The sequence below is a fragment of the Pseudovibrio denitrificans JCM 12308 genome (assembly GCF_001310815.1).
Classification (GTDB): Bacteria; Pseudomonadota; Alphaproteobacteria; order Rhizobiales; family Stappiaceae; genus Pseudovibrio; species Pseudovibrio denitrificans.
The window spans coordinates 43,352-55,658 of the sequence record NZ_BAZK01000011.1; the positions used below are offsets into that span (position 1 = coordinate 43,352).

The window sequence follows — 12,307 nt, forward strand, 5'->3', positions numbered from 1 at the left end:
AGCACCGCATGACCCGTCATGCAGTGGGGAAGTTAAGTCCCCGAAGAACGGGGTGAGCAAGGCGAGCAGGCAGTGCCTGCGCATTGTATTAAGATAAGTTTCTTCGGCATTGGCTGCTCGCCTCGCCCAGGCGTTTTTGCATGAAACAAGATCTCCACCGAAAGGCATTGGGAGCAGGTGCCTACCCATCAAGGTCAGCCCTCACAAAGCACAAGGCTTTGATCAGAACCTCTCCCTCTGAGCAGTTGCTATCCGGAACAGTTTGACCTGTCCATGACAGCTGCAGCTGCCAGTGTAGACGCCCATCGGGTGACCAGCTTCCGCTTGGTCCCTGCACTAAAGACTTTCAAGGGATGTTTCAACGAACCCGCCAGATGATGCGTTACTTCACCCGGTAGCCCCGCCCAGCCCACGCCGCACTGACGGTCGGTCCGCCAGCTGCCCGTTTACGTGAACATGAGCTAAGTATGCAGGAGCCTGAGAGGAGGGGGATAAGAATTTCACTTACGAACCAATCTGTTTAAGTGGGCAAACAAACCTCAATTCAAGTTGAATTGAGATCTCCTGATGATTGGATAACAAACACCGATGACAAGTTTGGTTAAACTAAATTAAGGCTCCAATATCTAACCATGCAACCCGCAGATCAGAATTCTATATGCTCACTACATTCACTTCAAAGCCTATCGAAGTAAGCGTTGTAGCTTCTCGCGTTGCTTGCTTATAAACCATTCTTTACTGTCAGAAGAAAAGAGTAAGATAATGCCATAAAGGCTCATAAGAGTTGTTACAAAAGTGATAATGGCGGAAAGGTAAGAGTGGTTGTCAGTTGGTATATCAATGATCACTCTGATCGTAATCCACACGTGTAAAAATGATCCAAATCCATTTTGCGATTACGCTACGCTGTCTGCTCACCAACAACATCAGACCGATGTATAAGCCAAAAAAAACGAGTACGGCTATGAGCACAAATCCTGCAGAAACTTCGACTGGAGCCTCAACTGGGACAAAAAGACTGCTAATACTGCCGAGGACCAGTGACCATATGGTGAGCTTTTCAAATAACTTAATAGAGTTAGGCATTACTATAAAATTTCTGATCCTCAGACAAAAAGTACGACACCCAAACGTTAGGGCATGCGTTACAAGATAGCCTGTTGCGTCTGCAACGAGTTTACCGCACACAAGTTACCGAAGTAAGCGTTGAAGCTTTTCGCGCTGCTTACTTAGAAACCACTCTTCACTATCAGCAGTAAATAGCAGGATCGTGCCATATATGCCCATAGCTGTAACAATAAATTGAGCAAAAGTAGACGGGTTAGAATAATCATTGGTAGGCAGGTCATAGATAAAAAGCGCTACAGCCAACACTTGCAAGATGATCCAGATCCATTTTGCGATGACGCTACGCAGCCTACTTACCAGCAACATTAGTCCTATTTCAAAGCCCAAAAGGAACAATAAGCCGCCAAATATTAATAAGGGAGTTGCGTCAGCTGGAAAAGGCTGAAGCGGGAAAAAAAGGCCGCTAATGATCCCAATGACAAGTGACCATATAATGAGTTTTTCAAATAATTTAATAGAGTTAGGCATTTGCATGGAAATTCCAAACCTCAGAGAAAAGTAGTACTACAAAACATCAGGCTACCTGCGACGAGAGGGCTGACTGCCGATCTGTATATTTAATTGCATTAACTTATATATGTATACTTCTAGTTGTTATTCTGCTTCAAGAAATGTCCTAAAGTTGTGCACATCATCCACTTAACTATCATAGGTACGAGACGTCCCGTGCAAAGCTATTCGCACATTCCTTACGCTTTTGCTGAACGCTAGTCTGAATGGAAATAAGACCCCATTTGTAGAGGATGATTTGGCCTTTCAATATAGTTTGCTTGGGGAAAGTCGATTTAAATGATTGCATACCTTGCCGTTTGTTAGGTGAGTTGGAGCGAGTGTAAGCAACAAAAAAGGGCGCCCCGAGGGACGCCCTAATTCTCATAGACTTATGAGGGATTGGCTTAGAAGCCCATGCCACCCATGCCGCCCATGCCGCCGTCCATTGGAGGCATTGCTGGGCCAGCGTCTTTCTTAGGAAGTTCAGCAACCATTGCTTCAGTGGTGATCAGCAGGCCGGAAACGGATGCTGCGTCCTGAAGAGCTGTACGAACAACCTTAGTTGGGTCGATGATACCAGCTTCGATCATGTTGACGTATTCTTCAGACTGAGCGTTGAAACCGAAGGTCTCATCAGCAATGTTGTCCTGGATCTTGCCAACAACGATGGAACCTTCAACGCCGGAGTTTTCAGCGATCTGGCGCAGTGGAGCTTCAAGAGCGCGCAGAACGATCTTGATACCAGCTTCAATGTCAACGTTCTCGGAAGATACTTTCTCAACAGCAGCTTTAGCGCGCAGCAGAGCAGTACCACCACCTGGTACGATACCTTCTTCAACAGCAGCGCGGGTCGCGTTCAGAGCGTCATCGATGCGGTCTTTTTTCTCTTTAACTTCTACTTCGGTTGCACCGCCAACGCGGATAACTGCAACACCGCCAGCAAGCTTAGCAAGACGTTCCTGCAGCTTTTCACGGTCGTAGTCGGAAGAGGTTTCTTCGATCTGAGCTTTGATCTGAGCAACGCGTGCTTCGATGTCAGCTTTGTCGCCAGCGCCGTCAACAATGGTGGTGTTCTCTTTGGAGATGTTCACCTTGTCTGCAGTGCCGAGCATGTCGATGGTTACGTTTTCCAGCTTGATGCCCAGATCTTCAGAGATCACGGTACCACCAGTCAGGATAGCGATGTCTTCGAGCATTGCCTTACGACGGTCACCGAAGCCAGGAGCTTTAACAGCAGCGATCTTCAGGCCACCACGCAGCTTGTTTACAACCAGAGTTGCAAGTGCTTCACCTTCAACGTCTTCTGCAATGATCAGCAGTGGACGGGAAGACTGAACAGCGCTTTCCAGGATTGGAAGCATTGGCTGCAGGTTGGAAAGCTTCTTCTCGTGCAGGAGAATGAGTGGCTTTTCCAGGTCAGCAATCATCTTTTCAGCGTTGGTGACGAAGTATGGAGAAAGGTAACCGCGGTCGAACTGCATACCTTCAACAACTTCAAGCTCAGTCTCAAGGGACTTAGCTTCTTCAACGGTGATAACACCTTCGTTGCCAACGCGCTGCATTGCTTCAGCAATGTCTGCACCGATCTGGGTGTCGCCGTTAGCGGAGATGGTGCCAACCTGTGCAACTTCGTCAGAAGAAGAGATGGTCTTGGAACGTGCAGTCAGGTCTGCAACAGCAGCAGCAGTTGCCATGTCAACGCCGCGCTTCAGGTCCATTGGGTTCATGCCAGCAGCAACGAACTTAGCACCTTCTTTAACGATAGCCTGTGCCAGAACAGTAGCAGTGGTTGTACCGTCACCAGCGATGTCGTTGGTTTTGGAAGCAACTTCACGCACCATCTGTGCGCCCATGTTTTCGAACTTATCTTCAAGTTCGATTTCCTTCGCAACAGAAACACCGTCTTTGGTGATGCGTGGTGCGCCGAATGCTTTATCCAGAACAACGTTACGACCTTTAGGGCCGAGGGTAACTTTTACAGCGTTTGCAAGAATGTCGACGCCTTTAAGCATCTTCTCACGAGCGTCAGAACCGAACTTGACTTCTTTTGCAGCCATTTGTTTGTCTCACTTAAATTCTTGTATTTACAGAAGGAACGAGGGTTTGCTCGATGGCTTTAATTAAGCCAGAACGCCCATGATGTCGGATTCCTTCATGATCAGCAGGTCTTCACCGTCGATCTTAACTTCAGTACCGGACCATTTGCCGAACAGAACGCGGTCGCCAGCTTTAAGGTCGATAGCGATCAGCTCACCGTTGTCCTTGCGTGCGCCAGGACCTACTGCAACTACTTCGCCTTCCTGTGGCTTTTCTTTTGCAGTGTCAGGGATGATGATGCCACCAGCAGTCTTTTCTTCAGACTCGATACGGCGAACGACAACACGGTCGTGTAGCGGACGAAACTTCATAATTGGCTCTTCCTCTCATACGCGAGCGTCCCTTTTAGGCAACGCCCGGACGCGAAGGTTAAAAACTTTGAGAGTGGGTGAAACCTTGCGGCCCCACAGTGATTAGCACTCCCAAAGGCAGAGTGCTAACAACCGGGAAATGATGTAGTTTCACGCCTCTGTATAGTCAAGGAGAGAGCAGCAAAAAAATAATCTGAACGGCAAAAAATATAGGAATACTGCGAGAATTTGGGGGTAATCTGGGTGCAAGTTCAACTCAGATTAGACCAATGGACTGTCGCATAGGGAAAGTTCGCAGGAACCCGGAATCAGGCAAAAGAAAAGCCGGCTTTAATATCAAAGCCAGCTTTTGAATGGTCTGCGTAAGGCTTAAGCCAATCAGTTCTGAAGAGCAGCCTCTGTCATGGAGAACGGAAGCTCGAAGCTGCCGGACTTATCAGAGTTCTCGTCGTTGAACCGAACCTTCAGCACATACTCACCTGTCTGCAAGCCAGTCAGGTTGAAGCTGAGGGAAGTCTGGTACTCACGGATCTGGTTGAAGCTCTCAGAATGCAGGGTGGTGAACCCGTCCTGAGAAGCCAGCACCTGACCGGTGGTGTTGCGCAGTTCAAAATCCACGCTCAGATCAATCGCATACTTGCCGCCGGTCTCCTTGTAGGAAAAGCCGACAGGCTCAGCATAAACAGTCAGCGGATCTCCGCTCTGGAACTCAGCAGTTTCCAGAGGCGTGTAAGAACCGTAACTCTCGGCTGGCAATGCAATGAATTTGGCTGCGGTAAAAGCGAGTGGCTGCTGCTGCCAGGCAACGGCATATGCATCTTGTGCAGCTTTAAAGTCAGCGCTCAGCGCCGTCGCTTCTTCAGCAGATGCGGCGCTACCCAACAAAGCAACCGCAAAGATGGAATAGGTCGCAGCTTTGGCAGCTGACATCCCTTTCACTGTAAATGGCATTCTTAGCCCCCTAGAGCCAGCAGAACACAAAATCTGCGGCACTCACCTGATTCTTGGCGGTGGTATAACTCTTAAATCTAAGGGAGACAATACTGCCCCAATTCCTGAGGCAGCTTAGATATGCGTCGTGAAGACATTCCTCATGCGATGGTTAAGCAATTACCACGCAAACCATCACGCGTTGGCGCGCTCAGCCCAGGACTGTTTCTTGCGATAAATGGTAGAAGGGCTGATTTCCAGCGCTGCCGCCGCAAGTGCGATATTGCCGTCAAATGTCTCCAGCGTCGTCTCGATAATCTGCTTCTCCTGGAACCAGAGCGGCTCAATGGAGCGACCCATGCTTGGAGCAGGTTCAGCAGTGCCAAAGGCAATCTCAGAGAGCACTGGCACAGTCTGCTCACGCAGCAACGGGGAAAGCATGAGTTCGGTGACCTCATCACCGTCATTCATCACCACAAGCTGACGAATGACATTCTCCAGCTCACGCACGTTGCCAGGCCAGTTATGTTGGAGCAGAAGCGCTTCTGCATAAGTTGAAAAGCGCTGAAACCTGCGGTTTTCTTCTTCTGCGTACTTCTTCAGGAAGGTGAGGGCGAGGGACGGAATATCCTCCCGGCGCTCACGAAGAGCTGGCAAACGGATCGGCAATACATGAAGGCGATAAAACAGATCTTCACGGAAACGACCAGCTGCAATTTCGGTCTTTGGATCTCTGTTCGTCGCACAGATCACACGCAAGTCCAGCGAACGGGTCTTATGCTCGCCAACACGCTGAATGGAGCCGGTTTGTAGGAAGCGCAGCAGCTTGCTCTGCAGGCAAAGTTCCATCTCACCAATCTCATCCAGGAACAGTGTTCCACCATCCGCAAGCTCAGCCGCACCAGCTCTGGCTTCGTCCGCTCCGGTAAAGGCACCACGTGCATGACCGAAGATTTCAGACTCCATCAGATTGGCTGGAATCGCTCCACAGTTGATTGCGACAAAAGGCCCAGCTTTCCGCGCAGATCTGGCGTGAAGCGCCTGTGCACACAGTTCCTTGCCTGTACCTGATTCCCCAGTAATGAACGCAGGTGCACTGGATGTCGCCATCCGTTTGATCTGCGCATAAACGCTCTGCATGCGGTTGGAGGAACCAACAAACCCCTCAAACTGAGAGGAAGTTCCGGACGCTTCACCAGAGACAATCGCATCCGAACCAGTAGATGCTGTCACGGACGGCGAAGGCGCAGCGGATTTGAAGACACCGAGGTGAGCCTCAAGCTTCTCCAGAAGCATTTCGCTGGTGTAAGGCTTGGTCAAAAAGTCATGCGCACCGTTGCGCATAGCATTCATGGCGCGGCTCACAGAACCCTTGGCGCTCACAGCGATCAGAACCGCGCGTGGAGCAGCAGCAACGATCTCTGAAAGCTCAGCTTCTCCGCCAATGCATTCAAGGTCGACAATGACGATATTGATTGGGGTATGCCGCAGAAAAGCGACTGCATGCTCTTTGCTGGAAAGAATATGCGCAGGTTGTCCGCTGGTCACGTACTTCGACAAAGCGCTGCTGGTTTTGCGAGCCTCTGTGCGATTGGTGTCCACGACACAGGCGTTCAAAAACCTATTGTTAGCTTTGGGGGATCCCATTGGCAGGCAACCTCAAAAATCAATACATCAGGTCGAAAATCATTCGACACCCTGAGTTTGTGCAAACAGGGTAAACAAACCCTTTTCGTTTTTGAGGTTGGTTGCATTATGCAGTTAATTTCTACTGCCCAGAACGCTTCAGGCAACTTTCTTGCCTGATAAAATTCACCATGAGGCGGAATCACACACCCAAGTTCAGCTCGCGATTATGACGAAAATCGTATGCATCGATGATATATGTAGCCTGATTGTCATTCTTGCGGGGACAACACGGGTTTTCCCTAGAAATATGATGGGTATAGGGTTCGAAGGGCCTCGGTAAATGCGGCAAAATTCAGTTATGTATTCTCTGATTCGGACCAACAGGTACTCTTGAGGTTATGACGCGCTTGGCGAACATTTCCATTTTGTTTTCTATTTCGGCCATTGCAGCCTCTTGCGGCACAGTGATGGTCTATCTTTTTGCGCGTCCCGTTGGCGAAGCCATCACCGTTTCTTTCACGGCGATGTGCACCATGATCTTCATCCATTTCATGCTGACCCGCTCCCAGGAAAAATCTGCGGTATCTGAAGCCGTTAATCGTCTGGAAGAGCGCATCGCGGTCATCGATGATGATGTTGGAAATCTCGAAGGTCGCCTGACCGGCGTCGAACACAACATCCCACGCCGCACCCGTGAGGAGATTGATCCGCTGTTCGCAGAGGTTGAAGTCATTGGCTCCCTCGTCAAGCAGATGGCAGAAGCCATGGCGGATATGGAAACCCGTATCGAGGATCAGGGTATCGCCATTGAGGACCAGCGCACCAAACAGGCCATGCTGCAGCCGCAACCGGCACAGCGTCTGGCATCTCCTCAAGCGACGGTAGCTAAGGAACCATCTGTCGATCTGGCTAGTCAGGCAGCTGCTGCCTTTGCGAGTGCAGCAAGCAAGCCAATGGCCTCACCGCAGGAAACATTTGCTGAAACCCGCGCGCCAGAGATGAAGCGTCCAGCCGCACCGCGTATGCATCATCCAAATGCAGCACTGGCTGAGGAAATCCGCGCCAGCATCGAAGCGGGCAGGGTGGATCTGTACCTCCAGCCAATTGTGACTTTGCCGCAGCGCCGCGTCCGCTACTACGAAGCGTTGACCCGTCTGCGCAAAGCCAATGGGGACACGCTGGAACCAATCGAGTTTCTGCAGGAAGCAGATCGCACCGGCCAGATGCCAGCGATCGACAACATCCTGCTGTTCCGTTCTCTCCAGATCCTCAAGCGCTTGGCAACACGCAACAGAGAAGCAGGCCTGTTCTGCAATCTGTCACCAAGCACGCTCATGGATGAAAACTTCTTCCCGGGCTTCCTGGAGTTTGTGCGCGCCAACGACACGTACTCTGACCTGCTGATCTTCGAATTCTCGCAGGCCGATGTCGCTGTCATGAGCGCGATTGAATACGAAAGCCTCGCAGCACTTGCAGAACTGGGCTTCCGCTTCTCCGTAGACCGCATCACTGATCTGCGTATGGATTTTCGCGCGCTGGCTGATCGGGGCTTCCGCTTTGCCAAGCTGCACGCATCCCGCTTGCTGTTACATGAAGATGATCTGGCCAAGAGCAACATCCACCCGGCAGACTTTGGCAGCCTGCTGCAGCGTTATGGCATTGAGCTGATCGTTGACCACGTGGAAAGTGAAAGCGCTGTGCTGGAGCTTCTGGAGATGGACGTCCGCTGCGCACAGGGCTTCCTGTTCTCACCACCACGTCCGGTACGTGCGGATGTTCTGCAGGGGGCTCCAAACCCACGCCCGCTAAAAAGAGAGGCGAGCTGATTTTCATTAACTCGCCTGCTGCAATTTCTCGATTTCTCTCAGGATCAGTTTAGCGGCTTGCCAACTGTAACAAAGGTTGGCTCGTTACCGTCAAACATGTCCCGCGCAACTTCGCGAACACCTTCCAGCGTGACTGCCTCAACCATCTCATTGCGCTTGTCGATGTAATCGATGCCAAGCCCTTGAGTTTGAATGCCTGTCAGCTGACGAGCAATGCTGCTGGAGCTGTCGAAGTTAAGCGCATAAGAGCCGGTCAGGTAAGACTTCGCTTCCTCAAGCTCAGCAGGGGTAGGACCAGTCTGCGCCATGCGTTCCATTTGCGCTTTGATGATATCAATCGCTTCACCAGCTTTATCCGCACGTGTGCCTGTGGAACCCATCAGCAGAGCAGCGTGCTGGTAAGGAACCAGATAGGAACCGACAGAATAAGCAAGGCCACGCTGCTCACGGATCTCGTTGTAAAGCCATGAGGAGAATGTACCACCACCCAGAATGTGGTTCATTACGAACGCAGACATAAACTTCGGATCGTGGCGCTTGTAGCCCGGCAGAGCGAATTGAATGGAGGTCTGCGGGCTTTCAAAGTCCACATGCACATTCTTGTCCGTCACAGGTTCTACATTTGGAATCTCAACCAGATCACCGCTTTCAGGCAGGTCTGCAAAGACCTTGTCCAGAACCACGGCCAGTTCATCGGCGCTGATTGCACCAACAACGCCGATCTTCAAAGAATCCTTTGCAAAGATCTTCGCACGCTGTACCTTCAGATCATCAGAAGTCAGCTTGGAAACGGTATCCTCAGTGCCACGGCTAGGGCGGCCATAAGGATGATCCGGGAAGATGGTCTTGGACAGGGTCAGACCCGCGAGCGCATCCGGGCGTTTCAGGCTGCGACGAATACCGGAGATGGTCTGAGCTTTCATGCGCTCCAGCGGAACAGCATCAAAACGTGGCTCATTGACCGCAAGACGCAGCATCTCAAAAGTATGGTCCTTGTTCGCCTGTAAGCTCTGGAAGGAGCCATAGAAGAAATCACGGCCTGTGCTGAAGGAAAGGCTCATGGTCAGGTCTTCAAGGCGGCCCTGAAAAGCCTGAGAATCCAGATCGCCAGCACCTTCATCAAGCATTGTGCTCAGCAGATTGGTCACGCCAAGTTTGGCATCTGTGTCCTGAGAGCTGCCACCTGCAAACGCAAAGTTCAGCGCAATGATTGGCACAGTGTAATCTTCCACCAACCACGCTGTGATACCGCCAGGGCTCTTGACCTCTTTGATCTCGATCGCCTGACTGCTCTGCGCAAAGCTGGCGACTATTAGGAATGACAGGGCCATCAGAGCAAACAGGCTTGCTGTCAGTCGGGAAGCGGAGGCAGAAGCTGCCATAAGAACTTTAGCTTTCATGGAGCGTCCCCTCTCACTCTACGTTTTCTGCTTGTGCAGCTGGCATCAGATAGCTCGCCACGCTGGTTTCAGTAAGGTACTTCTGCGCAACGGCCTGAACCTGTTCAGGTGTCACCTTCGCAACCCGTGCAGGCCATGTCTGTACTTTGTCGACAGAACCACCTGTTGTCAGTGCGGTGCCAAAAATACGAGCCAGAACATCCTGCTTGTCTTGGGCATAGATTGCAGAGGCCAGCATGGAGCGCTTGGAACGTTCCACTTCCTCAGCAGTGACACCGTTTTCCAGAAGGTCATTCACAATGGAAAGCGCCTTCTTCTCCAGCTCCTCCAAAGAAACGCCATCCTTCGGTGAGGAATAGAGAATGAGACGGGTGTCATCCAAAGCGGTAGATTGATACCAGGCGCCTGCACTGGTCGCCATTTCACCCTCAATCACCAGCTCTTGGTACAGGCGGCTGTTAACGCCACCACCTAGAATGTCAGAGAGAACTTCCAGAGCTTCAGATTCAGTTGGCTCTGCGGTGGTAGAGCTTGGAACAATCCAGCCATGCTGCAGGCTTGGTTGAGCAACCTGATCGCTCTGCAGGCTCACTTCACGGTTGCCCGGAACGATCTGCACATGCGGACGGTCACGAGGACCCGGCTCTGCGCGTTGCTCCACCTTGCCGTAAGTCTTCTTGGCAAGGTCCAGAACATCTTCGGAGGTCACATCACCCGCCACAATCAGGATGGCATTGTTCGGGGTATAGTACTTGTCGTAAAACGCGATTGCATCGTCTTTGTTCAGGCTTTGAATCTCATCTTTCCAACCGATGACCGGAATGCCATACGGGCTGTTTGGAAACAGGACCTGATCAAAGGTTTCGGAAAGACGAGCTGCCGGGCTGCGGTCCACGCGCTGCGAGCGCTCTTCCAGCACCACGTCGCGTTCCGGGTTAACCTGCTTCTCGGTCAGGATCAGGTTGGACATGCGATCGGCTTCATAGCCCATCACCATCTCCAGATGCTCTTTGGCAACCTGCTGGTAGTAAGCGGTGTAATCCTGAGAGGTAAAGGCGTTTTCCTGACCACCCACCTGAGCAACCATCTTGGAGAACTCACCTTCCGGTGTATTCTTGGTTCCCTTAAACATGAGATGTTCTAGAAAATGCGCGAGGCCCGATTTACCGGGTTCTTCATCAGCACCACCAACGCGGTACCACACCATATGCGTTACGATAGGTGCACGGCGATCTGGGATAACAACCACCTGAAGGCCGTTGTCGAGCGTGCTTTGAGAGACATCGGTTCCACCGATGCGAATTTTGGAGAAGTCTTCGATTGAAGCTTTCCCTGTTGTATCCGCAGCCACGGGCAATACTGAGCTTGCGAAAACAACGAGACTTAAAGCAAGGGCTTTAAGCGTGAGAGATCGACCAGTCACGTAGGGGGCTCCCTTTAAAATGAGCAGGACACAGCTGCCCTACCTATAGCGTGATTGTGGTTAATCTCCTCGTGAATTATTCGTAATCTATTGCAGCTATAATGAAAAAAGCGCGAACATCGTCGCGCTTGCTTCATAATTTACTAAGGCTTTCAGCGGGCTTTTAACGCCCTGAGAGAGGTCTCTCTTACTGCTTGCTCATGTCGATGCGAGCGCCATCTTCAATTGCAGCTGCTTCACGCTTCTTGCGCACGAGTTCGCTCTCATCGACTTCCGGCGTCGCAAAGGCTACGCCTGCAACAGGAGTGGAGTATGCGACTGGAGGCTCAGTCAGATATTTGCGGGTAGGCTTACAGGTAGGATCTTCAGGAGAGCAAATTGGAGCTTCCACATCCTTACCGCCAAGCTGCTTTTTCGCTTCCTGATACTGTCTGCCAAGGGCAGCCAGTTCTGCTGGGCTCAGCTTATCGCCATCAAGCAGTTCCTGCTGACGCTTTTCTGCAGCAAAATCGCGAGGACGGGCAGAAGCCTTCAGCACAGCAGGGTGACCACGCATCTGCTCAACGCTGAGCGGCTGACCTGGCTCGACCTTGTAGAACGCACGGATCTCTTCCAGCTCTTCCTTGGAACGATCAACTGGCCAGTTGCTTGCAACTTCAGAAAGTTTGCGGCTGTCCGGCTGAGGCAAGTTGCCAGCCTGTGTCGGCATAACAAGCGGTGCACGCTCTTTGTACTCGATATCTGTATTGTGCTGGGATTCCAGACCAACGACACTTAGAACACCTGAAACCAGGTTTGTATCAGTGGTTTCTGTGCCATCGCTGAAGTCACCATTTCCTGTCATACAGGCAGATAGTGCGAGAGAGAGCCCGCAAACAAAAGAGGCGCGAACGACGAATTTTTTGCTACGGCTTTGCAATTTCATTACCCTTGTTTCCCGATCACCATCAAAGCGGCGTTTGACAGGCTTCACGGGTCATATGACAGCCTGCGAAATCTGTAGTCCTCATAATCCAGTGATGCCACCTTAAAACAGGAATCACGAAACCATGAAGGCCCTAAGTGTGTAGT

Annotated in this window: 9 protein-coding genes; 1 reads left to right on the forward strand and 8 read right to left on the reverse strand. The window is 51.2% G+C overall.

Annotated elements, in window-relative coordinates; translation table 11 throughout:
* Positions 1–1,191 precede the first annotated feature (1,191 nt).
* From JCM12308_RS15845 to JCM12308_RS15865, 5 genes are all read right to left on the reverse strand, one after another.
* Entirely contained in the window at positions 1,192–1,596 is a 405-nt protein-coding gene (locus tag JCM12308_RS15845) for a hypothetical protein (protein WP_164845328.1), read from the reverse strand.
* 428 nt (positions 1,597–2,024) lie between these two features.
* Positions 2,025–3,677, reverse strand: coding sequence for a chaperonin GroEL (groL, locus tag JCM12308_RS15850; RefSeq protein ID WP_008552213.1), 1,653 nt, complete (start codon positions 3,675–3,677; stop codon positions 2,025–2,027).
* 63 nt (positions 3,678–3,740) lie between these two features.
* Entirely contained in the window at positions 3,741–4,028 is a 288-nt protein-coding gene (gene groES / locus JCM12308_RS15855) for a co-chaperone GroES (protein ID WP_008552275.1), read from the reverse strand.
* Positions 4,029–4,406: 378 nt separating this feature from the next.
* Positions 4,407–4,979, reverse strand: a complete 573-nt coding sequence (locus tag JCM12308_RS15860) for a hypothetical protein (RefSeq protein WP_054784412.1) — start codon at positions 4,977–4,979, stop codon at positions 4,407–4,409.
* Between the two features lie 174 nt (positions 4,980–5,153).
* Positions 5,154–6,560: a sigma-54-dependent transcriptional regulator gene (locus JCM12308_RS15865; RefSeq protein ID WP_054784413.1), complete on the reverse strand. Its 1,407-nt coding sequence runs from the start codon at positions 6,558–6,560 to the stop codon at positions 5,154–5,156.
* Between the two features lie 425 nt (positions 6,561–6,985).
* On the opposite strand from JCM12308_RS15865, the gene JCM12308_RS15870 reads away from it, so the two are divergent.
* Positions 6,986–8,413 carry an EAL domain-containing protein gene (locus JCM12308_RS15870; RefSeq protein ID WP_054784414.1) on the forward strand — a complete coding sequence of 476 codons (1,428 nt, stop codon included), beginning with the start codon at positions 6,986–6,988 and terminating at the stop codon, positions 8,411–8,413.
* A 44-nt stretch (positions 8,414–8,457) separates the two neighbouring features.
* Here JCM12308_RS15870 and JCM12308_RS15875 read toward each other — a convergent pair whose 3' ends face one another.
* The 3 genes from JCM12308_RS15875 to JCM12308_RS15885 form a co-directional block, all read right to left on the reverse strand.
* Positions 8,458–9,813, reverse strand: coding sequence for a M16 family metallopeptidase (locus tag JCM12308_RS15875; RefSeq protein WP_054784415.1), 1,356 nt, complete (start codon positions 9,811–9,813; stop codon positions 8,458–8,460).
* A gap of 13 nt (positions 9,814–9,826) precedes the next feature.
* Positions 9,827–11,236, reverse strand: a complete 1,410-nt coding sequence (locus tag JCM12308_RS15880; RefSeq protein WP_054784416.1) for a M16 family metallopeptidase — start codon at positions 11,234–11,236, stop codon at positions 9,827–9,829.
* Positions 11,237–11,423: 187 nt separating this feature from the next.
* Entirely contained in the window at positions 11,424–12,080 is a 657-nt protein-coding gene (locus JCM12308_RS15885; RefSeq protein ID WP_208978638.1) for a hypothetical protein, read from the reverse strand.
* Positions 12,081–12,307: the final 227 nt, after the last annotated feature.